This is a genomic window from Fructilactobacillus florum DSM 22689 = JCM 16035 (assembly GCF_001436645.1).
Taxonomy (GTDB): domain Bacteria; phylum Bacillota; class Bacilli; order Lactobacillales; family Lactobacillaceae; genus Fructilactobacillus; species Fructilactobacillus florum.
The window spans coordinates 25,505-50,533 of the sequence record NZ_AYZI01000010.1 but is presented as its reverse complement, the minus strand read 5'-3'; the positions used below and the strand labels follow the sequence as shown (position 1 = coordinate 50,533).

Sequence of the window (25,029 nt, the reverse complement as noted above, 5' to 3'; positions counted from 1 at the left end):
TTCGTTTTGATGATTCAGTTTTAGGCTCCTGATATTTACTATACTTTTTGATAATGTCTGCCATGCTAATTACAATAGTTGTTAATAGGTTAATTACTATTTTTCCAGTTAAAATTAATTCAGAATTTATGACTAAATTTATATCAGAAACAGAAAACAGTTTTGATAAAAAGTATAACTTAAAAAATCAGTAAGAAACAACTTCCATAAATGATATGCCCAAAGCGGTTAAGGAAATTACTCCATATTTAATTTCTAAATTATTTTTTTTGTATTTTTTAAGAGTCTCTGTCTCCTTTAATTGATTAGACAAATCTTCATATGCATTGCCCCCAACTTGGATGTTTTATTTGTCTATCATAAAGTATTTCAACAATTCCAAGGGACTCTAATATTTTCAAATGTTCTGAAATTTCTAAACGTTTTTTCAACTTGAAAAATACTTTTCCATCTTTTTCTGCTTTATTAAAAATTCCTGTATCACCAAAAGTTACTTGTTTATAAGCCGGATTAAACTGATTTTTAATATCAGATGGTTCTTTAAGCGCGTTTGCTTTTATTATTGGCAAAGAACCTGCGCCTATTTTTACCATTCCATTCAAAAAAATTACGGATTCTGGAGAAAGATTACTAATTATTGTTGCAAAATAATTAGTAATCTTTCTGTTTTTTCTATTGTCTAAAGAATTAACAATAATATTTTTATATAATTCTCGCAATTCAGCATTAGAAATTGAATATTTAGATTTTTCAATTATATTTAAAATTTGTTCAATCTTTGAATCATCTAAATTATTTTCAGGTATTTTATGTGCATTTTCAGCAACACCATTAGCCAAATCATCTAATTCAGATTTTTTGATAATATTATATTTGATTAATCTGCTAAAAGTAAAATTGAAGATGGCACCGACCGCTTGCCCAACTGCTTCACAAGAAGGACCAAATAGTTTATTTATTGAATCTGTTGGTAATATATTATTATTATTATTATTCATTAAACTCCCTCTTATTTAATTTTTTAATTTAAATACTGTGTAGTTTCCAAATGGAATTGATTTAAGGTCATTTTTATTAATATATTTAAATTGTCTAGGACTTGTTTTCTTAAATCAAAATTAGCAACATGTAACATGCACGAATTTCCGTATTGATCAAATAATTCAATTTCATAAGAAATAGATATATTAGAAAAATTATTGTAATTAAATTTTTATAGACTTTGTAGAATCTTGGAAATCTAATATCAGATTAGTTGGATCATCATTGCTTGAAATATTAGCAATCAAGTTACCATCAGTAGCTTTTGTTCTTCCAGAAAATTTCCAACCATCTTTTGAACATGTAATATTAGTTACTTTTACAGAGTAACCAATGTCTTTTTTTCGATTAGATTTTTTAGGACTAGCTAGAAACATTACAATTAAAAATAAAATTATAACAATCGTATATATTAATATTATATGATAGAATTTTCCATATTCGTTTTTGGGGGGGAGTTTAAATGTTGCATAGCCATTGCTGTCGTTCACAGCATGCTATTTCACAAACGATGAGTACTTCTATCATGGCTGATGAATCATACGAAATTACATTTTTGGACTTTTTATTACCATACCATAAATAATCTGTAGATATCCCTAGTATTTAGAAACTTTCGACAAGCTTCTAAATACTAGGAGTTTTTCTATTCCATGATTAAATGTTATTTATGCCAATTTCTGCTTTTTAGGCAAAGGTTTGTAAATTTTATATGCATTGAGAATTAGCTGTTTGCTTTATTCGGTCAACGATCTTCATTAAATTCATCCCACTCATTTTAAATTAATTACTATAAACGGTTGATAATTAATCAGTAAATCACAAGAGAAGAATCTAAATTGGTATAATAAATAACTCAAAAGCAGGTTCATAAATTAACTCGCCGAATTAAAACCAAGCTTACAGATAGTGATATAAGTCAAGTTAAATTAATTAAGTCAATTAATGAATCAATTTTTCAACTTAACCGATCTATAAATAGTGATATGAAACCGTGTTTGATTAAGACAGGGTAAAAAGTTTACGATTTTTAAAAAAATGGAACGTATTTATTGAATAATTTGTATACATTCATTGAAATTTGACTCTATTAAAAACGTATTACAATTGATATACTCTGTTTAGGAGATGATTATTATGGCTAAATCTTTAGGTGTTTCTGATTATGTTATAACTACTGCTATGTCAAAACAAAAGCCTGTATCGAATTTGAAGTTGCAAAAAATTATGTATTTTTTGAATGTAATTCATTTATTAGAATATAAAAATCCTTTAATTGATGATGATAATTTTGAAAAATGGGATTATGGTCCGGTAATTCATGAAGTCTATAGCGAATATTCATCTAATGGATCTCAGGAGATTAAGAAACCTAAACGACATATAAAAAATCGAGAACTGATAAATGGAGAATACAAGGATGAACCTTATGATAATGATTTTTTTGAACTCAACGAAGAAGATAAAAGATTCATTAATGACAATATAGATTCATTTATTGATGAAAATCCATTTTTTTTAGTGGAAAAAACACATGAAGAGCCACAATGGAAAGATAAGCTTAATTATAATTACGATAATGATTTAACACTTAAGTACTTTGAGAATCCTAAAAATAGATTTTGGGAGAAATAATTATCCATGAATAACAATGATATTAAAAAAAGGTTTTGTGATTTATTATTTTATGGTGAACCACTCAATGAAAAACAAGTTAAAGAATTTAGTAATATCTTAGAAACTATGAATGAAAGAAATATCCATGTTCCTTATGAAATGATATCTAAAAAAGTATTTTATTGTGAAGAGAACGATTTATCTAGACTAATTAGTTCTGCTAAGGAATCTTTAGATTTGGTACGTAATAGAAATACAGATAATTTAATTTATTCAACTATTAGGCATCTAGAATTGTCAAAAATTCAAAATGAATTTATTGTTAAAAAAACCAGCAAAGCAGAAAAAGAGCTTGAAAAGATAAAAAAGAATTCAAAGAAAATATCTAAGATAAAAGATAGTATTTATACTGATTTAATTACTGTTTTAGGTGTTTTTACAGCTATATCTTTTGCAGCATTTGGTGGAATTACATCAATAAGTGGTATGTTTAGCGGGTTAAATGATAAAACTCCACATATTGGATTTTTATTGGTATGTTCTGGAATATCTTTTTTGCTTATTTATGGTGTAGCAGTAACTCTATTTGTTGGAATAAATAAACTTATAAAAGCTGATAATATTTATACATTCAGTAAGTGGTTTACAATTTTAGCAATCTTCATACCTATTATTTTTATAGGGATGGGAATATTCTTGATATGTACGCAATAAATATAAATAAATTTGAGAGTTATAAGTATTTTATGGACGATGTTGTGTGAATGAGCTCATCTGTTTATTTAGATGGGTTCTTTTTTTTATGGAAAAAATAAAAAATTGTGAAAAATCGTTGGTTTTATATGCACTAGAAATACTTATAATTATTATTGGATGGTTATATGGTAATGATTTAATTCGTTTAGTTTCTTCAATTTTTACATTAATAATTGTTTTAATAACCAATAAAATTAAATAGGAGAATCAATGGTTTACTCAGATTCACAAGCTAAACAAGGAACGTAAACGATACATTAACAAACGTTCGACAGCAAGGAACTTTTTAAAAAATAGCGCAACTTTAGATGATTTAGAAGAATTTCAAAATTTACTTAATAGTCGAAAGGAGTTTTTAAATAAATAATTGTGTACCATTGCCCTACGAATGCTGTTATATCAATATTAAGAATCCCCAGAAGCGGCTCAAACTGCAATTGAATACCACGTTTCGTTAAGTAATCACGTCGATTGAATGTGATTTAGGTAAAAAAGCAAGTGGACAAGTACATATAAATTGAAAAATAATAATTTGGAGCTATTGGTAAATCTATGTTTTCGAAGGGGTGTAGTTCGTTATAATGGAGTTATTGTAGTAGCTAAAAAACACATTAACAGGAGACGAGGCTAATCAATGTTTAAAGAATTTAAAGCATTCATTTCAAGAGGCAATGTAATTGATATGGCAGTTGGGGTCATTGTTGGAGCGGCGTTTACCAATATTGTAACTTCATTGGTGAAAAACTTGTTAAACCCGTTCATCGGAATTTTCTTAGGGAAAGTTGATCTATCAACATTAGTTTTCCATGTAGGCGATACGACGTTTAGATATGGAGCTTTTCTCAATTCTTTACTAAATTTCTTTATTATTGCTTTTGTGGTCTTTCTATTAGTTAAGTTGTTAACTAAATTGCGACTTGAGCCGGCAAAGAAAACGCCTGCTCCTAGTACCACGGATAAATACTTACAAGAAATTGTTGAATTATTGCGACAAAGACATTAACACAAAAAGAACTGCTTAATCAGTTCTTTTTGTGTTTGTTAAAAATTTTGACAAATGAACCAGTGCTAGTTTGTAAATTAATGACCGGGGTAATCGGAGCACGGGTCAGCAAAGTGAGTGTATGCATGGCTCGGGTTGCCATGGTGTACACTATCCCTAATGAGTGGTGGTCTGGATAATTTTTCTTGGAAAGATCCCAACCAATAACAGCATCAAATTCCAAGCCCTTAGCAAGATAAATCGGAAGCACGATGACATCGTGAGCCAATGAGCGTTGGTCATCAGAAATCAAGTGGGCATCAAAGTGGCTACGTAATGTTTGCCAAACGGTGGCAGCTTGTTCTTGATTCTTGGTAATAACAGCTACCGAATCGGATTGATTTAAATCAGCGCTTACAACTTTTATTAGCCGCTTTTCTAGATCATTATAACTGGGTTCAATGTATATTTCTGGTAACGTTCCTGAGCGGTTGAATGGTTTAATCTGGTCTCCATCCGGCAAAAGCGAACTAGCAAATTTAGTAATGGGGGAAGTAGAACGGTACGCTCTTCGCAACTCAATGAGCCGCTCATGTTTAACCGGCAATGCTTGCTTTAATTCTTGTAATAATTGCTTTGCTGGTTCAACGTCTTTAAACAAAGCCTGCTCGCTGTCTCCAATCAAGTTAAACTTCGCATGTTGAAAAATCATTTTGAGATACATTAGTTCAGCTATTGCGTAGTCCTGTACTTCATCAATAAATAAGTATTTAATGCTTTGATTGCGATGGCTCCCTAAAAAACGATCCCGCAAGTATAGCAAGGGAGCAGCGTCTTCAAGATGGATTTGATGAAATTCAAGTCGTTCCTGAAAGTCATGAATGGTTTTATCCCAATCAAGCCGGGTCACATTATTTGGAATGGTGACGTGATGAAGAAAATCGATATATTGCGAAGCTGCGTCCCAAAAACGGTTGTTGTAAATCGCATCGTAGACGATTCGAAGTTCTCTTCTAGCAATTCTTAAAAGAAGGTATTCTTGTTCGGCTGCAAATGAGTCAAATTCCTCATGCTCCGTTTCGGCTAAAAGTTCATGATAATCTTCATCAGAAAGCGTATTTAAGATTTCTTCAGCCCAACTACTATGTGCATCTTGGCGACTGCGCCGTTGCAGCTTTTTGATAAGATGATTCTTCGTGGCTACGATTTTTTCACGAAAAGGAAGGTTGATTGGAAGCGCAGCATAGATTTTCGTAATAGTGCTACGAGTAAAGTAAACTTCCCCATGAAAATAAATGTCTAAAAACACCAGGCTTTTAGACGAACAGCGCTGCAGATAAGTTTCAATCGCTGTAATGAATTCGCGACTTCCCTTGAAAGTAGTAATTGCAGTTGGATGTTCGGCGGTTTCAAAACGATTGAAGATGGTTTGAACTTTAAAGCCATTTAATCTTCGCTGAAAGAATTCTGCAATGGTTACCTGACGCATGTTTTTTTCACCAAGACTGGGTAGTACTTCGCTGATGTAGTTTGAAAAGAGCCGGTTAGGGGAAAATAATAGGATTTGGTTGGCCGCAAGGGTCGTGCGACTATGATACAGTAAAAAAGCGATTCTTTGTAATAAGGCTGATGTTTTACCGGATCCGGCGACGCCCTGGACAACGAGAAGATCGCTTTTAGTATCGCGGATAATTGCGTTTTGTTCCCTTTGAATCGTAGCTACGATGTTGCGTAAATTCTCGGAGCTCTGAGCACCTAATTCGGTTTGTAATAGTTCATCACCAACGGTTTCGTTGGTATCAAACATATTGAGCAAACGCCCATTTCGTATCTTAAATTGGCGTTTTTTAATTAATTCGACGGTTTGGTCTCCGGCAGGCGTTTGATAAGTAACGGTGCCTAAGGTTCCGTTGTAGTAAACGCTAGCGATGGGAGCGCGCCAGTCATGAATCAAAAATTGACCTTGATCATCAATCAACGAAGCCGTTCCGATATAAAGGGATTCGGGGGGGCTAGTGGGACTATTTTTGATATCAATACGTCCAAAGTAGGGTGATTTTTCTAGAAGCTGATAGGTTTGAAGTTGATTTTTTACAATTTTTTCATCTTCAACGACCTTGTTAACTAAACTGCGTTGTTGCTGTAAATCAGCCTTGGTCTCAATTCTATCATCTGCTTCTAGATAGTTGACAGAGGTATTGATCCCATAGTTTTTTTGAACTCGTTGCAACTCCGTGGCTGCCGCTTTGACCTGTAATTTGACGGTTTTAATTTTAGCTTTTAATAATTTTGAAATGGTAGTAATGCGGTGTTGTTCTTGCTGTTCTTCTTTTTTGGCGTTACTAAGCATAGGGATGGAAACACCCTTTCTAAACAGTGGAATAAAAAATGGTAGAAAGCTAAGAAAATCCTTGTATTTATTATACCGAAAAACAACTTGAACGGCGCAAACAAGGGAGGCTAGTTTTGACAAATGAATTGAAACCAACTAAAATTAAAACATAATAGTAGCGACGTCAACAAACAGAGAAATCGAATTTGGTGAAATCGATGCGACGAAGTGAATTGGAATGGCTAACGACCTTACCGTTAGAGTGGCATTAAAGTGCAATTTAGGTGGTACCACGTGCAGGCGTCCTATTGATTATTTAATCATGGGCGCCTGTTTTGTTAGCAAAGGAGAAATTTTTAAAATGGAAAAGAAACCAGTGATGTTATCAGGCGATCGCCCCACAGGTAGAATGCATATTGGGCACTATGTTGGTTCACTTGCCAATCGAGTGAGGTTACAAAATGAAGGTAAATATCAACCGTACGTTATGATTGCTGACATGCAGGCTCTAACGGACAATGCGCGGGATCCGGAAAAAATCCGCAATAGCTTATTTCAAGTGGCCTTGGATTATTTGGCAGTTGGGATTGATCCAGCAAAGTCAACCATCTTTGTGCAGTCGCAAATTCCTGCTTTAAATGAGCTAACAATGATTTATATGAATTTAGTAACGGTAGCTCGGTTGGAAAGAAATCCCACGGTAAAGCATGAAATTCAGCAAAAGCGCTTTAATGAAAGTGTACCTGCCGGATTTTTGACTTATCCTGTGAGTCAGGCTGCCGATATCACTGCTTTCAAAGCCGCAGTGATTCCAGTTGGTGATGATCAAGAGCCGATGATAGAACAAACCCGCGAGCTCGTTCGTAGTTTTAATCATATCTATGATAGTAAGGTGTTGGTGGAGCCTACCGGATATTTCCCTCCACAGGGGCAGGGACGTATTCCTGGACTCGATGGCAATGCCAAGATGAGTAAATCCTTAAATAATGCCATTTATTTAGCCGATGATGAGGATACGATTCAAAAAAAGGTTATGTCGATGTACACGGATCCAAACCATATCCACGTACAGGATCCAGGACAAGTGGCTGGTAACACGGTTTTTACTTACCTGGATATTTTTGCTGATGATTCTTCGTATGTTGCGGAATTAAAAGCCCAGTATCAGCATGGTGGATTAGGTGATGTGAAAATCAAACGGTATCTTAACGAGGTTTTACAAGCAAAACTGGCTCCCATTCGAGAACGTAGGGCGGTCTTTGCTGCTGACTTGGAACAGGTTAGCAAGATTCTAGAGACCGGGAGTGCCGCCTCCAATGAGACAGCCGAAGCCACGCTCCAGCAAGTTCGGGATGCGATGGGAATTAATTATTTTCAATCCGCAGGTCGGCGCTAGGAGGATGTGATGGAGAACTTTGTCATTATCGACATTGGCTCTAATTCGGTGCGAATGGCGATTTACGAAATTGATCAAGAGGGCAATTATCAGGAAGTGAAACGGATGAAGAGCCCGGCTCGTCTATCGCAGGGAATGGGACGGAAAAACCGGCTCCAATCGGGTGCCATCCAGCGTACCATTAAGGCACTACATCAATTTCAAGCCTTTTATAGTAAGCTGCCAAATTTAACGGTTACGGCGATTGCAACGGCAGCGGTTCGTCAGGCGCAAAATCAGGATGATTTTCTCAAATTAGTTCGCGACCAAACCGGGATAAAGATTCGAGTGCTGACGGGGGCAGAAGAAGCTTATTTTGACTATGAAGGGGTAGCTGACCGAGTTAAAGTACATGACTTTGTTCTGATGGACATTGGCGGTGCTAGTGTCGAAATTGTGCATGTGCGCAAGCGGGAAGCCATTAACTATACCAGTATTCCTACTGGAGCAGTTAAAATCACCGAACAATTTCATTTAAAAGATCAGGTTTCTGGGGCTGATTGGCTGGCTGCACAGCAACACATTATCGAAATTTTTAGTAAAATTGGCTGGTTGGGACGTCCAGTTCATTACCCCGTTGTGTTAATTGGTGGTGCTGCTCGGACGCTCGCTCGTATTAATCGACGCCAACAAGCTTTGACTCCGATAGATCTCATTCAGGATTATCAGTTGACGAGAAAACAGGTTGGTAAAACCATGTTAATGCTGCTCAGTGCTAACTATAAGGAGCGTAAAAAGATTCCGGGTTTGGAAAACGATCGCGCAGATGTGATTGTTGGCGGATTAGTTAATCTGACGGCTATCATGGATTTTATTGATTCAAAACGAGTGATTTTCTCAGATGGAGGTGTGCGAGAGGGTGTGATTAATGAACACCTCCGCCAGCGGTTACAAAGGGGAGTGAGCCATGACTGAATTACACGGATTTCATCGTAAATCGTACGAAGAACGGTTCCGAATGCTCGTGGCAGCAACAGACCTGAGTGCGAACGAACAGCAGGTGTTGCAAGCAAATTATCAACCGACGGAAGCACACCTGATCGAAAATTATTTGACTAGTTATGGGCTACCAGAAGGAATCGTTCCAAATGTGGTTGTTAATCAAAAACACTATTTGGTTCCGATGGTGACGGAAGAGCCGTCCGTGATCGCAGCTGCTAGTAATGGGGCTGGAATGTTACGGCGCGGTGGTGGAATTACCGCAACTGCCGAAAGTCACGTCTTGACCGGAGAAGTATTGATTAAGGCCGATAATTTATTGGTGTTACAAAATTGGTTCGACGAACACCGTCAATTATTGTTACAGACGGCAGTGGACGCACATCCTTCGATCAAAAAATATGGGGGCGTTCGGGATTTGAAGTTCAACCCCATCGACGAAACGCATGCTTCGTTCGAGTTATTTGTTGACGTCGGCAATGCCATGGGAGCTAACTTGGTTAATTCGATGTTAGAAGCAATTGCTGCTTTGGTAGAAACGGAATTGGATCACCGGGTCATCATGAGTATTTTATCTAACTTTGGGGACCACAACATTGTGATGGCAACTGGCATGGTACCTTTTTCCGCCCTCCAACGGGGCGCTCTTTCTGGAGAAGAGGTAGCTGCTCGGATTGAAGAGGCTGCACACATTGCTAAAATCTATCCTAAACGAGCTGCTACTCACAATAAAGGAATTATGAACGGGATTGATGCGGTGGTGGTCGCGACCGGTAATGATTGGCGAGCCGTCGAAAGTAGTGCGCATTCCTATGCAGCCCGCAAAGGTAGTTACCAAGGACTTAGCAAATGGGAGGTAACCCCAACTGGACTTTCTGGGATGATCAAGTTACCAATTCCAACCGGAATCGTTGGTGGAGCAACCCACGTATTACCAATTAGTAAAGTTAATTATCATATTTTACAGCTTGATTCCGCCCTAGAAATGATGAATTTATTAGCTGGAATCGGCTTAGCGCAGAACTTAGCTGCCTTAAAGGCCTTAGTCACAGATGGAATCCAAAAGGGGCATATGCAACTGCAATTGAAGTCACTGGTTTTGACTGCGGGAGCAACTCCTGAAGAAATCCAACCGGTGCTTCAACAATTACAACGGTATCCTGCGGCGGAACAAAACCTTGCAACGGCTCAGGCGCTTCTTAATCAAGTACGTCAGAAAGGAGCACAGTAAATTTGGCAGATGAATTACAATTGAACTCGACCAGCCAAAATCTCTTAAACCAGGTGGCTCATTATTTTCAAGGCGATGTACAGGTTCAATTTATTGGGACATTCAAGTCTGGGACGGTGCGACACGACCAAGCTCAGGTAATTCAAAATGGACAACAACTCTTGGTGCAAGTTAGTGATCTAACCGCACCTGATTTTGTGGTTACCCATGAAATATTACATCTTTTAATGACCTTACGTGGGTTTCCCAAAATCTATTTTCCGCTAACCACGGATGACCATCAGTTAGACAATCAACTACAGTATTTTGGGACGGAATTGTTTGATATAATTTTACACTTGGTAGTTTATCCAGAACAACGGCGGCACGGGTTGATCACTCCTGAGATTGAAGCTGCCTATGTCCGTGGAGTTCGTCAATTAATCACCCCAGAAATTGGCAAGCTGGATAACGAAATGATAAAACGATTGGTGGTAATTATTGATGCATTAGTCTTGTTGGGGCCAACGTTAGGAGACTATCGGTCGGTTTTTGAACAAAATTTTCCGATGGCAACGGCGGCAGCTCAGCACCTTTATCAAAAAATCACAGCGAAACCAACTGATGAACCATTTCAAGTCCGTCGCAATGCAGTTAAATTATTTAAAGCTTTTGACGACCAAATGCGTACCTGGAAGCTGGCGGAGCTTCACTTAACTGATTTTGCAATGATTACTTCCGTTTTTTCAAAACGGCAGCTACAACTGCAAGTTAAACAAGTTTTTAAGCTATATCATTCCGAATTGAAAGACAAGGAGAGCGGCACTCGGGCGGTTGTTGGGTTTGCCCTGGCAGATGATCAAAATTCACTGGTGTTGGCAGGACCAAGCACACCGTCTGCTGGACGGCAGTTTATTCAAGAAAACTATGAAAAGACGGTTAGCGAGTTGTTTAACGAACTCAAACTTCCGTACCTGCTCCGATCATAGGAGAAAAATATGATACCTAGTGAATTACAAAGTAAATTTGAACAAGCCAACCACCTGGTTTTTTTAACTGGTGCGGGAATTTCGACACCTTCGGGGATCCCAGATTATCGCTCGAAGGGTGGTTTGTATGATCGAGGAGCAGCACAGCACCCCGCCGAATACTATTTGAGTCAGACCTGCTTGCAAACAGAGCCCGCCGTTTTTTATGATTTTGTCATGAAGAACATGTATTTTCCAAAGGCACGACCAAATGTGATTCATGAAAAACAAGCGGCCCTGACGCGAACGGGACGAGCAGCAATTGTGACCCAAAACGTAGATGGTTTGTACCAACAAGCTGCAGCGACCAATTTAGCGGAGTTTCACGGTAATTTGTACCACATTTATTGTCAAAAATGTCAACAAACAGTGAGCTATGCTGCTTATGCGCATTCGATGTATCACCAGCAATGCGGTGGGATTTTACGTCCAGATATTGTTTTATATGGTGAAGGCATTGCACCGACCACCCTACAAACCAGTTTGACCGCCGTTCGCCAAGCCGATCTAGTTGTGATTGTGGGGACTTCGATGCGGGTTTATCCTTTCTCCGGGTTATTAGACTACCGTAATCCAACTGCCCCGGTTGTCGCAATCAATCAGGAGACCCTCCAGTTTGATTTTCCAGTTACCATGATCACCATGGCAGCCGAGCAGTTCTTTGCTGAATTAGCGGTTGATGACCATGATTAAAGTGGGATTGACCACCTGGACTGACCATCCATTTTTAAGCAGTGGGAAGAAGCAAAAAATTACGCTTTCTGAATACGCACGTGATTTTTCCTTGGTAGAAATCGATAGTTCTTTTTACCGCATCCCGCCGCAATCATGGGTCACCAAGTGGCAAACACAGGTGTCAGCAGATTTTCAATTTATTGTAAAGGCGAACTACGCTATGACAAAAACGCCCCTGCCGCATGCTCCGCAACTGGAAGGGGCGGCACTAGCGAAATTGTTTACGGAATTGGAACAAGCAGTTTCTCCACTAGTAGCAGCTAATCAGCTACAAAGCTTATTGTTTCAATTTCCGCCTTCATTTACCTGCAACGTAACGAATGTTCAATATTTGCAAGCCATCAGAAAACGATTGCCACAGTGGCCAATTGCCGTGGAATTTCGACACGCTTCCTGGTTTGCAAACTCGGAACTAACTCACGATACGCTTTCATTTTTGGCAGGGTTGAACTACAGCAACGTGGTGGTGGATGAACCCCATGCTCACAATAATGGGGTGCCGTTGGTGCCGATTGTCACTAATCCGAAATTAGCCTTCGTCAGGCTTCACGGGCGTAACGAAGTGGCGTGGGCTGCGGGGACCAGGGAACGGTATCGATATCGGTATCAGCCGGCCGAACTTGCTCAATTAACCACGCTAGTGCAACGCTTGGAACAGCAGGCACGTCAAGCGGTAGTGATTTTTAATAATAATGCTGGCAAGGATGCGGCGCCGAATGCATTGGAATTAAAACGAAAGCTTCATCAAGAGCCAAATGGTGGTTCGTTAGAGCAACTAAACTTATTTTAGGTGCGTCGTTCGTGGGGTCTAAGGTTAGGAATTGAAGATACCGTGGAGTGGTTACAAAATTTAGATTCATCAATAAAAAAATCTACTGATTGACTAGTAAAGTTTTCAGGACCTAACTGGTTTTGAAATCGAAGTGCTAATCATTCGACGAAGATAGCTCATGAATAATCAAATTATTAGCTGTAAATTTGGTAAAATAAGTAACATATCCATGAAAAGTGGATGCAAAAACTGATTTTATCAAACTACTCAAAACAAATTAAAAAGGAGCAGCGGCATGGCACAGGGAAAACCAACCTACTACATCACAACGCCAATTTATTACCCTTCAGGACGGCTTCACATTGGAAATTCTTATACGACGGTGGCTGCTGACGCCATTGCTCGATACCGGCGCCAAGCTGGTTATGATGTTTATTACTTAACGGGAACGGATGAACACGGCTTAAAAATTGAGCAAAAAGCTGACAAACTTGGCATTCAACCGCAGCAATATGTTGATCAAATGGCGACACAGATTAAAGATCTCTGGCAAGCGCTTGATATTACGAATGATGATTTCATTCGAACGACTGAACCACGGCATACCAAGGCCGTTCAAAAGATTTTTCAACAGCTACTTGACCAGGGAGATATTTATCTAGGTCAATATACGGGCTGGTATTCGGTTTCTGACGAAGAATACTTCACCGAATCACAATTAAGTGAGGTTTACCGTGATGAGAAAGGGCAAGTCGTTGGCGGGCTTGCACCAACAGGAAACGAAGTACAGTTAGTTAATGAGTCTTCTTATTTCTTCAAAATGAGTAAGTATGCGAAATGGTTGCTCGATTACTACCAAGCACACCCGGATTTCATTCAACCCGAATCGCGGATGAAAGAAATGATTAATAATTTTTTGAAACCGGGATTAGAGGATTTAGCAGTTTCACGAACCACTTTTGCTTGGGGGATTCCTGTCACATCTGATCCTAAACACGTGATTTATGTCTGGATTGATGCTCTTAGTAATTACATTACAGCATTAGGTTATGACAGCGATGATGACCATTTAATGAAGAAATATTGGCCGGCTAATTTACAATTGATTGGGAAGGAAATTGTTCGTTTCCACTGTATTTACTGGCCCATTATTTTGCATGCCTTGGGACTTCCCTTACCCCATGAAATCTATGCGCACGGTTGGATTACCATGAAAGACGGTAAAATGTCTAAATCTAAGGGGAATGCTGTTTATCCAGAGGATTTAATTGAAAATTACGGATTAGATGCGACCCGCTACTTTTTATTGAAGGTTGTTCCTTTTGGGAGTGATGGACTCTTTACCCCCGAAGATTTTGTTGATCGGTTGAACTATGATTTGGCGAATGATTTAGGGAATTTGTTGAATCGAACGGTCGCAATGATTAATAAATATGAAAATGGAATTGTCCCAAGCTATCACGATTTGGATTCCGCTCCTGAGCAGGAATTACAGGTAACCGCCGTCGCAGTTACCAAGCAATATCGGACTTTGATGGACCAAGCTCATTTATCAGAAGCACTTGGTGAAGTGTGGAAATTGGTGGGACAGACCAATAAATACATTGATCAGACGGAGCCTTGGAAGTTGGCAAAGACTGCAGCAGATCAAGAAAAACTGGCAGCGGTGATGGCACATTTGGCTGCTAGTTTACGACTGATTGCAATCCTAATTAGTCCCGCTATGCCAACGGCCGCCGCTGCAATCTATACCCAACTTGGATTAGCAAACGATGATCATTTTTCACTGGCAAAGGCAACCTTAGCTGATTTACCCGAAAATTCGACAGTTGTTACTAAAGGAAAGCCAATTTTTCCTCGGTTAGAGCGGCAGGTAGAAATTGATAAGATTAAAGGTAAAATGACTACCGCTGAAAAAAGTAAGGGACGAAGCGCGATGAAACAACGAATTGAACAGAGCGTTGATGCTAAATCACTAGTTGAGATCAAGCAATTCGATAAATTAGAATTGCGGGTGGCAGAAATTCAGAAGGTTAGTCGGGTAGCCAAGGCGGATAAATTATTAAAATTTAGTTTGGATGCCGGCGATCAAGCTCCGCGTCAGATTGTTTCTGGAATTGCTAAGTGGTATCCAGACTTCGAAAAACTAGTAGGAAAAAAAGTCCTAATTGTGGCTAATTTAAAACCAATTAAGTTACGTGGAGAAGTTAGCCAGGGCATGTTATTGTCAATTGAAAAAGATAATGGTGAAGTAGAACTAGTAACTTTAAACGGTGATTTACCAAACGGAAGTCAGTTAGCATAATGATATTTTTTTAGAAGGGATTCCCATGCAGCTGTTTGATTCGCATACGCATTTAAATGATCCAGCTTTTTCTGATCAAGTACCAGCTGCCATTGAGCATGCTCGCCAACTTGGAGTCGTTAACATGGCGATCGTAGGCTCTAATCCGGTAATGAATCGGCAAGCAATTGAACTGGCGCAACAATACCCAGCACTAGTTGCCATTGTAGGATTTCATCCAGAAGATGCCGCTTTGTACTCCTCAGCTACGGTAGCAAAGTTAGAGCAGCAATTACAAATGCCTCAAGTGGTGGCGTTGGGAGAAATTGGCATGGATTTTCACCAACAAGCAACGGGCAAAAAATTACAAGAACGAGTTTTTCGGGAACAAATTGAATTGGCACAGGCCTATCATTTGCCGATCTCAATTCACAATCGTGATGCGGTGGAGACAACCTATCGTATTTTACGGGAAGCTCACGTAGAGAATCTTTGTGGCATTATGCATAGTTTTAACGGCGATGTTGGTTGGATGCAAAAATTTTTGGATTTAGGGTTGTACCTTTCTTATAGTGGCGTAGTTAGCTTTAAAAAAACAAAGGAAATTCACGAAGCAGCCCGGCAGACGCCGTTGAATCGCTTGCTGGTCGAAACGGATGCTCCTTATCTTGCACCAGAACCACTACGTGGGCAACAAAATGAGCCGGCCAATACCTTGTATACCCTCGAAGCGGTGGCTCGGTTTCGTGATGTTGATCCAGATGTGATTGCGCAGGCTACTTATGCGAATGCCCGCCGTGTTTTTGGATTGGAAGGCGATCATGAAACGAATTAAAGAAGTTATTGTAGTGGAGGGTAAGTCAGATACCAAGCAAATCCAACGGGCAGTGGATGCTGATACTATTGAGACCCGGGGATCGGCGATTTCGGATGAAACCCTAGCTTTAATTGATCAGCTTGCGCAAACCCGCGGAGTGATTGTATTTACTGATCCTGATTTTTCAGGAGAAAAAATTCGCCGAATCATTGCACGTGAAGTTCCAGAAGCGAAGCAGGCTTTTATCCAGAAACAGGATGCCTTGCCAACGCAGCGCCACGGTTCGGTTGGCGTTGAACATGCGAGTTTGGATGCTATTAGATCAGCATTGGCGTCCGTTTATACAGAAAGCAAGCAAAATCAAACGGTGATTAGTCGGCATGATCTAATTCAGGCTCGGCTGGTCGGAACTCAGCAGGCTCGGCAACGACGGTTGCGTTTGGGCGAACTTTTGCAGTTGGGGTATGTCAACGGAAAGCAGTTGGAACGACGATTACGGATGTTTGGAATTCAACGGGCTGATTTTTGGTCAGCGGTGGCAGAAATTGATAAGGAAGAACAGAATGACTAATAATCCAGAAATTGGTAGTCAAACTAGAACACGAGCAATTCTAAATCGCTATCACTTAAGTGCTAAAAAGGGCTTGGGACAAAATTTTCTAAATGATCTAGCAGTTTTGCATGCGATCCCAGAAATTGCGGCGGTTAGCAAGACGGACGATGTGGTTGAAATTGGTCCTGGCATCGGGGCGCTGACAGAACAGTTGGCGCAACGAGCCCACCAAGTGGTGGCATTTGAATTGGATGAGGAGCTTTTGCCGGTGCTAGCAGAAACGTTGGCGCCTTATTCGAATGTCACCATTTTGCATCAAGATTTTTTACAAGCGAATCTACCGGAGCTATTGGCAAAACATTTCGATGGTGATCATCCCATCAAAATCGTTGCTAACTTGCCGTATTACATTACTAAACCGATTCTTACCAGTGTTATGCAGAGTCCGGTGTCATTTGCGGCAATGGTTTTTATGATGCAGTTAGAGGTCGCTGAGCGGGTTTGTGCTCAGCCGCAAACAACTGATTATGGGGCATTGAGCGTAATCATCCAGTACCAATATGAGGCGGAGTTGGCGTTACACGTTTCGCATAAATCATTTGTACCCGCGCCAAAGGTTGATTCAGCAATTGTAAAGTTAACTCCTCGAGCTGGAATTGAGGTAACTGCCACCCAACCGGATCGTTTGACGGGGTTTGTGCGAAGCTGTTTTGCGCATCGAAGAAAAACGCTCTGGAATAATTTGGTCGGGTTATTTGGTAAACAAGCAGCTACTAAAGCACGATTACAAGTAATCCTAACTGAGTTGAAAATTGATCCGAAGCTTCGTCCACAAGCGTTGACGGTAAATCAGTTTGTACAACTAGCTAACGCCGTGCAGGCAGCTGATTTAAAATCTGTCTAGACCGATATAATTTACAAACCAGGCGTTTCGTGATATACTGCGAAGCGTGAGGTGATAAAAATGGAAATGGGTTTGGTAGACATTAAGAGCTGGATCAAGGGTCACTTGGGCAGCAACATTAAAGTTGTCGAACAAGCAGGGCGAAAACGTACAAATGAGTATGTCGGTGTCCTGGTTGAAGCGTTCCCAGCTGTTTTTATTGTGGATTTAAGTGCTAGTGAACAACCGGCGCACGCCTCATTTACGTATACCAAGATTTTGACAGAAGACATTCAAGTTACATTTGAAAAACGACCATGAAGCAAGGACGATGGTCCTTTTTTTTTTGAAAAAGCAAGTTAAAGGGGGAACTCAGTTATGAGCGAGATTATGTTAGCTTGTCACCAACTACGCCAAGATTTTAGTGAGAAGGAAGTTCTTAATAATCTAGATTTTGAACTGCATCGTGGTGAGTTTTTAAGTATTGTTGGCGAGAACGGGGTTGGAAAAACGACCTTGATTCGAATTATTTTAGGTCAGCTCCAACCAACCCACGGACAAGTTCAGTTTTTCCCCAGTAGAAAAGATCTTCGTATTGGATATGTTCCGCAATTTCGTAACCTTGATGACGAATACCCATTGTCGGTCAGAAATTTTGTTGCCTTAAACTTTAGCGGGTTTCATTGGCCTTGGCTTAGTCATCAAGAACATCAGCAGTTACAGCGAGTGTTACAGGAAACCGACCTGGAACAGCTCCAAAATGAGCCGATGGGGCGCGCTTCTGGAGGAGAAAAACAGCGGGCGTATCTAGCGCAAGCTTTGACAAAGCAACCAGATCTGCTGATTTTAGATGAATCAACGGCTAGCTTAGATCCCATAGCCAAGGAAACCCTCCTTAAATTGGTTCGAAAATTAAACCAAACTACGCAGGTTACAGTGATTTTTGTGACCCATGATTTGCCACTAGCTCGGGCTTACTCGGATCATTACTTGTTATTGCAACCGCAAGGATATGAATACGGAGAAATTCAGCAGTTACAGGTTAATGATTACGTGGGGGGCGAACATCATGTTTAGTTTTGAGTTCATGCGAAATGCGTATCTTGCCAGTACCATGATTGCGATTGTTTGTGGCTTTGTCGGCGTATTTGTCGTTGCCCGTAACATGCCGTTTTTAACGCATACGCTGTCAGAAATTGGCTTTGCAGGGGCAGCTTTTGGCATGTTTGTTGGGATTAGCCCGCTAAACGGAATGCTGTTGTTTACCATCATTAGTTCGGTGTTAGTCGGACGAATGAGTACTAAAGCAGCGCGCCGTGAAGATTCCATTAGTGCTGTTTCAGGTTTATTTATTGGCCTGGGGGTCTTGTTTTTAGCACTTTCAAATAAGTCCGCCAGCTATGCTACTAATATTCTGTTTGGAAGTGTCGTTGGGATTAGTATTACCGATGTTTATCAGATGATCATTATGGCCGGAATCGTCTTGATTGGGATGTTATTAATTTATCGGAACCTAAAATTCGATTCTTTTGACGCACTTGGAGCACAAGGACAACAGTTAGCGACAGGCTGGTTATCAGTTGCATTTTTAGTGATGTTGGCTTTGAGCGTGTCAGTAGCTGCCCAGGTCGTTGGCTCGTTATTGATTTTTATTTTGTTAACCCTGCCGGCTGCCAGTGCCAAGTATTTTGTGCATTCAGTTAGTGGGATGGCCTTCTTAGCAATTGGATTTGGATTATTAGGAGTTTGGGTGGGGCTTTACTTAGGCTACCTGACCAATCTCCCGGTTAGTTTTTTTATTGCAACAATCGAGGCAATCATTTATTTTGGGGCATTAGGGTATAGTCGTTATCGAGCACATTAGACGATGACGGGTAGTGCTTAGGATTCGTTAAGTTGAAACGAATCCTTTTTTTTGGAATAAAGTACGAAATTAACTAAAATTAATTAAAACAAAACCCAAAAACCGAACATTTATGCTAAACTCAGAATATATTGAAAATGATGAGGTGAAAAGATGAAGGTAAAGCGTAGTGAACGACTTGTCGACATGACAGATTATTTGTTGAACCGACCGCACTGCTTGATTCCGCTGACGTTTTTTTCAAAACGCTATGACTCGGCAAAATCATCAATCAGTGAAGACTTAACCATCCTAAAACGAACATTTCAAAGGCGGGGGATTGGTTTAGTAGAAACGGTTCCAGGGGCTGCTGGTGGGGCAAAGTATATCCCTTATATTTTAAAAGAAGACGCCGACCAGTTTATGGATGAAATCGTGACGATCTTAAACAATAGTGAACGAACTCTTCCTGGTGGATATGTATACATGTCTGATATTCTAGGGGATCCAGAAAAGCTCCGTTACTTAGGTAGAATGATTGCAACTCAGTATTTAAACCAGCGGGTCGATGCCATCTTGACCGTCGCAACCCGGGGAATTCCGATTGCGCAGGCCGCTTCGTCATATTTAAATGCTCCATTAGTAATTGCACGTCATGATACGAACATTACCGAAGGTTCGACTGTCAGTGTTAATTATGTTTCTGGGTCTAGCAAAAAAATCAAGCGCATGACGATTTCCAAACGCAGCTTGCAACAAGACGGAAATGTTTTGATTGTCGATGACTTTATTCATGGTGGCGGTACAATTAATGGCTTGACCTCATTAATCACCGAATTTAACTGTAATTTAGTCGGGAGTACTTTTTTCGCTGAAGGAGCCTATAGTAATAATCAAGATTTTGGTAATTATACTTCGCTGGTTAAGATGGAAACTAATGCAGCCGGAGAAATGTTGATTATGAAGGGTAATTATGACGAACAAATTTTTAGTAGGAATGACTAGGAGAAAATGATGGGTGAAAGAAACACGATTATTTTAGCAGCGGGGAAGGGAACCCGGATGAAGTCGAAAAGCTACAAGGTTTTGCATCAAATCTGTGGGAAAACCATGGTGGATCATGTTTTGACGCAAGTAAGCCAGTTAGATATTCAGCAGATTGTGACCGTCGTAGGCTATGGGGCCACCGCAGTTGAAGCAGAGCTTGGGCAGCGTACTGAATATGTAGTTCAAACTGAGCAACTGGGAACGGGGGATGCGGTTCTTCGGGCGGAACCATTATTGCAAACAGCTCAAGGGACGACCTTGGTTATGAGTGGTGATACACCATTATTTCGTGCCCGTACGCTGGCAAAGTTGTTTGACTTTCATGAAGCCCAGCACGCTGCTGCTACCGTTTTGACATCGCAAGCGCCCGATCCGACGGGATATGGTCGGATTGTTCGCGATTCTAGCGGGAATTTAAATAAAATCGTTGAGCAAAAGGATGCAACTAGAAGCGAACAGAGTCTTAACGAAATTAACACTGGGGTTTATGTTTTTGATAATCAACAGTTATTTACCGCCCTGCATCAGGTTACTAATGATAATGCGCAGGGAGAATATTATTTAACTGATGTGATTGAAATTTTGAAAAAATCTGGAGCAGCGGTTGCTGCCTATCAAATGGATGATTTTTCTGAATCAATGGGAGTAAATACCAGAAAAGCACAGGCTGATGCTACGAAGGTAATGCAGGCCCGAATTAATAATCAGCACATGGAGAATGGAGTAACAATTATTGATCCTGCTAGTACATATATTGATGCAGGAATTGAAATTGGAACTGATACCATTATTGAACCAGGAGTCCAGTTGCAAGCCGGTACTAAGATTGGAAATGAATGTTTGATTGGGGCTCATTCTAAGCTGGTCGCTAGTACTTTGCATGATGGGGTTACCGTTACGTCATCAACGTTGGATCATGCAGAAATGGGTGATCACTCAGACATTGGTCCGCATAGTCATTTGCGACCAGGAGCTAAAATTGGTCCGCGGGTGCACATCGGAAACTTCTGTGAAGTTAAACAAGCTGAATTGGGAGCCGATACGAAGATGGGTCATCTGAGCTATGTTGGCAATGCTAAGTTAGGGCGCGGGATCAACATTGGCTGTGGAGTGATCTTTGCCAATTACGATGGCAAGCATAAGCATGAAACCATCGTTGGGGACGACTGCTTTATTGGGAGCAATGCCAATCTGATTGCGCCATTAACAATTGCTGATCACAGTTTCATTGCGGCGGGATCCACGATTACGGATGACATTGATCGTTATGAAATGGCAATTGCTAGGCAACGACAGGAAAATAAACCGAACTATTATCAAAAATTACCTTTTAATGGAACAGATTAAACTATTGCTGAATTAAAAAACTAATCATATAATTAGTAAAAAACTAGTTACTAGCAGCGAGGGATATTATGGGAATTGGGTTACAAAATTCTAACATAAAGATTTTTTCATTAGATTCTAACCAGCCGCTAGCCGCCAAGGTTGCTAAGCACATTGGAATTCAACTGGGGCAAGCTTCTGTAGATCACTTTAGTGACGGTGAGATTAAGATTAATATCGAAGAAAGTGTTCGTGGAGACAATGTCTACATTATTCAATCAACTTCAGCTCCGGTAAATGATAATTTGATGGAGCTTTTGATTATGGTGGATGCACTGCGCCGGGCTAGTGCGGCCACGATTAATGTGGTGATCCCCTACTATGGCTATGCTCGCCAAGACCGAAAAGCGCGTTCCAGAGAGCCAATTACGGCCAAACTGGTTGCTGACATGTTGCAAACCGATGGAATTACTCGAGTGGTAGCACTAGATTTACATGCTTCACAAATCCAAGGATTTTTTGATGTACCAGTGGATCATTTGATGGGGGCGCCACTCCTAGCTGATTACTTTATTCAAAATGGGTTAGCAAAGGATGCCGTGGTAGTTTCTCCTGATCATGGTGGGGTTACGAGAGCTCGAGCATTAGCCGAGTTTTTGGGAGCACCAATTGCCATCATTGATAAGCGTCGTCCTAAAGCAAACGTTGCCAAGATTATGAATATCATTGGCGATGTTTCTCAGAAACGAGCGATCATGATTGATGATATGATTGATACGGCGGGAACGATTACTAAGGGGGCAGCTGCCTTAATCGAAAATGGTGCGACAGAAGTATACGCTTGTTGTACCCACCCAGTGCTATCAGGACCGGCAATTGATCGGCTTGCTTCATCACCGCTAAAACAAGTGGTTGTCACTGATTCGATTCAGTTACCGGCGGAAAAGAAAATTGCTAAAATTAAGCAAATTTCAGTTGCTCCGTTAATTGGGGATGCGATCATGCGGATTGATCAAAACCGACCAGTTAGTCCGCTGTTCAATTCGCGCTTTAACTACGAGACGGATCAAATCAAGTAGAATAACTAAAAAAACATCCTGATGTGAGGAAAGCTTTAACTCAGATCAGGATGTTTTTAGTTGGTGTAAAAAAGTAGTTACTGATCCCTGTTTGTGACAAACTTATCAAGGGCAAAGGCAACACCGTTCTCACGATTGGTTTTGGTAATGAACTGGGCATTTTGTTTAACATCATCAATGCCATTTCCCATGGCGACCCCTAATCCCGCGTATTTAATCATACTAAGATCATTTTCTTGGTCACCGATGGCAATTACATTTTCGGGAGTTAGTCCAAGTGACTTGGTCAGTTGCTCCAACGCATTACCCTTACCAGCTCGTTTGTTCATAAACTCTAGGAAAACGGGTGTACTCTTAACCACGTTCATCCGTTCCTTGATGGATAGTGGTAAATTATGGTTGGCAGCATCAATTTTGGCTGGTTCATCAACAAACATTAACTTACAAATTTGATAGTCTCTAGTAATTTCTTCTGGAGCGCGGTAATTCATAGCGAGACTAACTAACTGACTTTCATAGCTACTGTATAAACTGATATCTCGATTGAGAACATAAATTCCATTAACAGCTTCGATCTGAAAATGAACTCCCATCTCGCGTGCCATCATCTCAACTTCGAGATAATCTTCATAGTTAACATTGTCTTGGAACAGAATTTTTCCAGAAACCGTCTCTGCCACGGCGCCATTAAAAGCAATGGCATATTCTTGATCTCCGCTAATCTCTAACGGATCTAGGTAGGGATGGATGCCAGAAAGAGGGCGTCCAGAACAAATGACGATCTTGGCACCAGTTGCGCGCGCTCGTTTGACAGCAGCGATGGTTTCTGGGGCAAGTTCATTATTTTCATTGAGTAGGGTACCATCGACATCAATGGCGACTAGTTTAATTTGGTTCATTGTTCGACTCCTTTGGGCGAATGATTTGATCATTTTTAAGGTACTGCTGAAAATTATCATATACTGGTTGAAACAATTCAAGGTCTGAATGTGTTCGTAACATTTCTTTGGGAAAGAAAAAGCGACTGTCGCCTAAGTCACGCCCGGTCATTGTTCGAACTAATAAGCTAGTCTGGGAGAGTTCTAATAAGCTACCGTCCTTTTGCATGAGTTCAATCGGCGCATTTTGTTGTTGGTTTTGTGGTTGATACACATCATAAGGTTGGTTATAGCTATTGTCAGTTGCTGCATAATAGTTTGGGTTAAACCCGGCTTGATTAATTAAACTAACTAGTTTTGGAATTAAGGGTTTAGTTGCTTGTTTAAATTGAACCGATTTAAACGGACGTCGGTTGAGAAAGCGACTGGCGAGATCGGCTAGAATTTTGTCAGGGAGCTCCTGCCAGGTTGAAAAATAAGTGTTTAGCACGCCGTCATCAAGTTGCAAATATGGATTCAGATCTTGGTTTGGATCGAATTGCTCAGTTAAAAAGGGTAACAGGAGGGTCGGTTCAAACTTGAATCCAGCAGGGGGATTTTGAACTAGTTCGTAAGCCCGCTTTAATAAGTTTGCTAAAATTATTTCCATTGACCGCGATGTCCGGTGAAAATATACTTGTAGATACATTTGGTAACGACTGACAATGTAGTATTCAACGGCATGCAACCCACTCATTTTAAAACAAATTCCGTGTCGGTAGGGACGCATGACTTGTAAAATTCGATCTAGATCAAAATTTCCATATTGAGCACCAGTAAAGTAAGAGTCACGTAGGAGATAATCCATCCGGTCGGCATCACATTGACTAGAAATCATCTGAATAACTTGCTGATTGGGATAAGTTTTATTGATGACGTTAGCAACTTTAGCTGGGAAATCTGGTCCCAGTTGGCGGAGCTTTTGATTAACCTCAGTTTCTGGTGAAGTAATAATTTTTTGGGTAATTAACTCATGATCAGTATGAAAAATGTGTTCAAATGTGTGCGAATAAGCTCCGTGTCCGATATCATGGAGTAAACCAGCACACTCGGCCACCAGTCGCTCGTTGTCATCCCACAGACCATCAGTCGGAGTTTGGCTCGGATAGTTTCGTTGAAAGTGATCGCAGATTCGGCGTACAATTTCATAAACACCCAGTGAGTGGGTAAACCGGGTGTGCTCGGCTCCAGGGAAAGTGTAGGACGTAGTTCCTAGTTGGTGAATTCTTCGTAGTCGTTGAAATTCTTTAGTGTTAATGAGATCCATAATAATCTGATCTTGAATGTAGATGTGACTATGAACTGGATCACGAATCACTTTTTCCTGATTTAATTTTTCCGCACTGTAAGCCATCTGCTGAGCTCCTTTATTCAGTCTGTTTCAATTATAGCTGAACCAGCTAGATTCGTCATTACCACTAGTCCAGATAGAA

Annotated in this window: 25 protein-coding genes; 19 read left to right on the top strand and 6 right to left on the bottom strand. The window is 40.2% G+C overall.

What is annotated here, in order from left to right:
- Positions 1–317: 317 nt before the first annotated feature.
- Together FC87_RS06000 and FC87_RS05995 are read right to left on the bottom strand one after the other, a co-directional pair.
- Positions 318–998, bottom strand: a complete 681-nt coding sequence (locus FC87_RS06000; protein WP_035421435.1) for an Abi-alpha family protein — start codon at positions 996–998, stop codon at positions 318–320.
- Between the two features lie 207 nt (positions 999–1,205).
- Positions 1,206–1,532 (bottom strand): hypothetical protein, encoded by a 327-nt coding sequence (locus tag FC87_RS05995; protein ID WP_035421433.1) that lies wholly within the window; start codon positions 1,530–1,532, stop codon positions 1,206–1,208.
- Positions 1,533–2,178: 646 nt separating this feature from the next.
- Between FC87_RS05995 and FC87_RS05990 the strand changes: the two genes are divergently transcribed.
- From FC87_RS05990 to mscL, 3 genes are all read left to right on the top strand, one after another.
- The gene (locus tag FC87_RS05990) at positions 2,179–2,676 is read left to right on the top strand and encodes a Panacea domain-containing protein (RefSeq protein WP_056961902.1); all 498 of its coding nucleotides are present in this window, start codon (positions 2,179–2,181) and stop codon (positions 2,674–2,676) included.
- A 6-nt stretch (positions 2,677–2,682) separates the two neighbouring features.
- Positions 2,683–3,372, top strand: a complete 690-nt coding sequence (locus FC87_RS05985) for a hypothetical protein (RefSeq protein WP_056961900.1) — start codon at positions 2,683–2,685, stop codon at positions 3,370–3,372.
- A gap of 676 nt (positions 3,373–4,048) precedes the next feature.
- On the top strand, positions 4,049–4,417 hold the full coding sequence (mscL, locus tag FC87_RS05980) for a large-conductance mechanosensitive channel protein MscL (protein WP_035421943.1): 369 nt from the start codon (positions 4,049–4,051) through the stop codon (positions 4,415–4,417).
- Between the two features lie 19 nt (positions 4,418–4,436).
- Here the strand turns inward: mscL and helD are convergent, their stop codons facing one another.
- Both helD and FC87_RS07170 read right to left on the bottom strand, forming a co-directional pair.
- Positions 4,437–6,746 carry an RNA polymerase recycling motor HelD gene (gene helD, locus FC87_RS05975; RefSeq protein ID WP_056961898.1) on the bottom strand — a complete coding sequence of 770 codons (2,310 nt, stop codon included), beginning with the start codon at positions 6,744–6,746 and terminating at the stop codon, positions 4,437–4,439.
- Between the two features lie 144 nt (positions 6,747–6,890).
- On the bottom strand, positions 6,891–7,022 hold the full coding sequence (locus tag FC87_RS07170; RefSeq protein WP_268872350.1) for a hypothetical protein: 132 nt from the start codon (positions 7,020–7,022) through the stop codon (positions 6,891–6,893).
- 67 nt (positions 7,023–7,089) lie between these two features.
- Between FC87_RS07170 and trpS the strand changes: the two genes are divergently transcribed.
- The 16 genes from trpS to FC87_RS05895 all read left to right on the top strand — a co-directional run bounded on the left by trpS (position 7,090) and on the right by FC87_RS05895 (position 22,679).
- On the top strand, positions 7,090–8,124 hold the full coding sequence (trpS, locus tag FC87_RS05970) for a tryptophan--tRNA ligase (protein ID WP_056961896.1): 1,035 nt from the start codon (positions 7,090–7,092) through the stop codon (positions 8,122–8,124).
- Positions 8,125–8,133: 9 nt separating this feature from the next.
- Positions 8,134–9,078 carry a Ppx/GppA family phosphatase gene (locus FC87_RS05965; protein WP_054690913.1) on the top strand — a complete coding sequence of 315 codons (945 nt, stop codon included), beginning with the start codon at positions 8,134–8,136 and terminating at the stop codon, positions 9,076–9,078.
- Entirely contained in the window at positions 9,071–10,333 is a 1,263-nt protein-coding gene (locus FC87_RS05960) for a hydroxymethylglutaryl-CoA reductase, degradative (RefSeq protein ID WP_009167349.1), read from the top strand. The genes FC87_RS05965 and FC87_RS05960 overlap by 8 nt, the downstream gene beginning before the upstream one ends.
- 2 nt (positions 10,334–10,335) lie before the next feature.
- Entirely contained in the window at positions 10,336–11,301 is a 966-nt protein-coding gene (locus FC87_RS05955) for a hypothetical protein (protein ID WP_056961894.1), read from the top strand.
- 9 nt (positions 11,302–11,310) lie between these two features.
- Positions 11,311–12,033, top strand: a complete 723-nt coding sequence (locus FC87_RS05950) for an NAD-dependent protein deacylase (RefSeq protein WP_056961891.1) — start codon at positions 11,311–11,313, stop codon at positions 12,031–12,033.
- Positions 12,020–12,865, top strand: coding sequence for a DUF72 domain-containing protein (locus FC87_RS05945; protein WP_235804441.1), 846 nt, complete (start codon positions 12,020–12,022; stop codon positions 12,863–12,865). The genes FC87_RS05950 and FC87_RS05945 overlap by 14 nt, the downstream gene beginning before the upstream one ends.
- Before the next feature lie 277 nt (positions 12,866–13,142).
- Positions 13,143–15,152, top strand: a complete 2,010-nt coding sequence (gene metG, locus FC87_RS05940) for a methionine--tRNA ligase (protein WP_056961887.1) — start codon at positions 13,143–13,145, stop codon at positions 15,150–15,152.
- A 25-nt stretch (positions 15,153–15,177) separates the two neighbouring features.
- Positions 15,178–15,966 carry a TatD family hydrolase gene (locus FC87_RS05935; RefSeq protein ID WP_056961885.1) on the top strand — a complete coding sequence of 263 codons (789 nt, stop codon included), beginning with the start codon at positions 15,178–15,180 and terminating at the stop codon, positions 15,964–15,966.
- Positions 15,953–16,519, top strand: a complete 567-nt coding sequence (gene rnmV / locus FC87_RS05930) for a ribonuclease M5 (protein WP_009167343.1) — start codon at positions 15,953–15,955, stop codon at positions 16,517–16,519. Before FC87_RS05935 ends, rnmV begins: the two co-directional genes overlap by 14 nt.
- Positions 16,512–17,405 carry a 16S rRNA (adenine(1518)-N(6)/adenine(1519)-N(6))-dimethyltransferase RsmA gene (gene rsmA / locus FC87_RS05925; protein WP_054690918.1) on the top strand — a complete coding sequence of 298 codons (894 nt, stop codon included), beginning with the start codon at positions 16,512–16,514 and terminating at the stop codon, positions 17,403–17,405. The genes rnmV and rsmA overlap by 8 nt, the downstream gene beginning before the upstream one ends.
- 60 nt (positions 17,406–17,465) lie before the next feature.
- Positions 17,466–17,705, top strand: a complete 240-nt coding sequence (locus tag FC87_RS05920) for a Veg family protein (RefSeq protein ID WP_009167341.1) — start codon at positions 17,466–17,468, stop codon at positions 17,703–17,705.
- 57 nt (positions 17,706–17,762) lie between these two features.
- Positions 17,763–18,461 carry a metal ABC transporter ATP-binding protein gene (locus FC87_RS05915; protein WP_054690920.1) on the top strand — a complete coding sequence of 233 codons (699 nt, stop codon included), beginning with the start codon at positions 17,763–17,765 and terminating at the stop codon, positions 18,459–18,461.
- Positions 18,454–19,248: a metal ABC transporter permease gene (locus FC87_RS05910; protein WP_009167339.1), complete on the top strand. Its 795-nt coding sequence runs from the start codon at positions 18,454–18,456 to the stop codon at positions 19,246–19,248. Before FC87_RS05915 ends, FC87_RS05910 begins: the two co-directional genes overlap by 8 nt.
- Before the next feature lie 153 nt (positions 19,249–19,401).
- The gene (purR, locus tag FC87_RS05905) at positions 19,402–20,232 is read left to right on the top strand and encodes a pur operon repressor (protein ID WP_009167338.1); all 831 of its coding nucleotides are present in this window, start codon (positions 19,402–19,404) and stop codon (positions 20,230–20,232) included.
- A 9-nt stretch (positions 20,233–20,241) separates the two neighbouring features.
- Positions 20,242–21,621 (top strand): bifunctional UDP-N-acetylglucosamine diphosphorylase/glucosamine-1-phosphate N-acetyltransferase GlmU, encoded by a 1,380-nt coding sequence (gene glmU, locus FC87_RS05900; protein ID WP_056961883.1) that lies wholly within the window; start codon positions 20,242–20,244, stop codon positions 21,619–21,621.
- A gap of 68 nt (positions 21,622–21,689) precedes the next feature.
- On the top strand, positions 21,690–22,679 hold the full coding sequence (locus tag FC87_RS05895; RefSeq protein ID WP_056961881.1) for a ribose-phosphate diphosphokinase: 990 nt from the start codon (positions 21,690–21,692) through the stop codon (positions 22,677–22,679).
- A gap of 77 nt (positions 22,680–22,756) precedes the next feature.
- Here FC87_RS05895 and yidA read toward each other — a convergent pair whose 3' ends face one another.
- On the bottom strand, positions 22,757–23,578 hold the full coding sequence (yidA, locus tag FC87_RS05890; protein WP_054690922.1) for a sugar-phosphatase: 822 nt from the start codon (positions 23,576–23,578) through the stop codon (positions 22,757–22,759).
- Complete coding sequence (locus tag FC87_RS05885) at positions 23,565–24,950, bottom strand: HD domain-containing protein (protein ID WP_009167334.1); 1,386 nt, start codon at positions 24,948–24,950, stop codon at positions 23,565–23,567. The genes yidA and FC87_RS05885 overlap by 14 nt, the downstream gene beginning before the upstream one ends.
- Between the last annotated feature and the right edge of the window lie 79 nt (positions 24,951–25,029).

What these genes read in the sequence shown, in the direction of transcription:
- FC87_RS05990 (WP_056961902.1), top strand. Translation starts at nt 2,179, where the DNA reads ATGGCTAAATCTTTAGGTGTTTCTGATTATGTTATAACTACTGCTATG.
- FC87_RS05965 (WP_054690913.1), top strand. Translation starts at nt 8,134, where the DNA reads ATGGAGAACTTTGTCATTATCGACATTGGCTCTAATTCGGTGCGAATG.
- FC87_RS05910 (WP_009167339.1), top strand. Translation starts at nt 18,454, where the DNA reads ATGTTTAGTTTTGAGTTCATGCGAAATGCGTATCTTGCCAGTACCATG.
- FC87_RS05950 (WP_056961891.1), top strand. Translation starts at nt 11,311, where the DNA reads ATGATACCTAGTGAATTACAAAGTAAATTTGAACAAGCCAACCACCTG.
- trpS (WP_056961896.1), top strand. Translation starts at nt 7,090, where the DNA reads ATGGAAAAGAAACCAGTGATGTTATCAGGCGATCGCCCCACAGGTAGA.
- helD (WP_056961898.1), bottom strand. Translation starts at nt 6,746, where the DNA reads ATGCTTAGTAACGCCAAAAAAGAAGAACAGCAAGAACAACACCGCATT.
- FC87_RS05985 (WP_056961900.1), top strand. Translation starts at nt 2,683, where the DNA reads ATGAATAACAATGATATTAAAAAAAGGTTTTGTGATTTATTATTTTAT.
- mscL (WP_035421943.1), top strand. Translation starts at nt 4,049, where the DNA reads ATGTTTAAAGAATTTAAAGCATTCATTTCAAGAGGCAATGTAATTGAT.
- FC87_RS06000 (WP_035421435.1), bottom strand. Translation starts at nt 998, where the DNA reads ATGAATAATAATAATAATAATATATTACCAACAGATTCAATAAATAAA.
- glmU (WP_056961883.1), top strand. Translation starts at nt 20,242, where the DNA reads ATGGGTGAAAGAAACACGATTATTTTAGCAGCGGGGAAGGGAACCCGG.
- FC87_RS05885 (WP_009167334.1), bottom strand. Translation starts at nt 24,950, where the DNA reads ATGGCTTACAGTGCGGAAAAATTAAATCAGGAAAAAGTGATTCGTGAT.
- FC87_RS05960 (WP_009167349.1), top strand. Translation starts at nt 9,071, where the DNA reads ATGACTGAATTACACGGATTTCATCGTAAATCGTACGAAGAACGGTTC.
- yidA (WP_054690922.1), bottom strand. Translation starts at nt 23,578, where the DNA reads ATGAACCAAATTAAACTAGTCGCCATTGATGTCGATGGTACCCTACTC.
- metG (WP_056961887.1), top strand. Translation starts at nt 13,143, where the DNA reads ATGGCACAGGGAAAACCAACCTACTACATCACAACGCCAATTTATTAC.
- FC87_RS05935 (WP_056961885.1), top strand. Translation starts at nt 15,178, where the DNA reads ATGCAGCTGTTTGATTCGCATACGCATTTAAATGATCCAGCTTTTTCT.
- FC87_RS05915 (WP_054690920.1), top strand. Translation starts at nt 17,763, where the DNA reads ATGAGCGAGATTATGTTAGCTTGTCACCAACTACGCCAAGATTTTAGT.
- rnmV (WP_009167343.1), top strand. Translation starts at nt 15,953, where the DNA reads ATGAAACGAATTAAAGAAGTTATTGTAGTGGAGGGTAAGTCAGATACC.
- FC87_RS05945 (WP_235804441.1), top strand. Translation starts at nt 12,020, where the DNA reads ATGACCATGATTAAAGTGGGATTGACCACCTGGACTGACCATCCATTT.
- purR (WP_009167338.1), top strand. Translation starts at nt 19,402, where the DNA reads ATGAAGGTAAAGCGTAGTGAACGACTTGTCGACATGACAGATTATTTG.
- FC87_RS05895 (WP_056961881.1), top strand. Translation starts at nt 21,690, where the DNA reads ATGGGAATTGGGTTACAAAATTCTAACATAAAGATTTTTTCATTAGAT.
- rsmA (WP_054690918.1), top strand. Translation starts at nt 16,512, where the DNA reads ATGACTAATAATCCAGAAATTGGTAGTCAAACTAGAACACGAGCAATT.
- FC87_RS05920 (WP_009167341.1), top strand. Translation starts at nt 17,466, where the DNA reads ATGGAAATGGGTTTGGTAGACATTAAGAGCTGGATCAAGGGTCACTTG.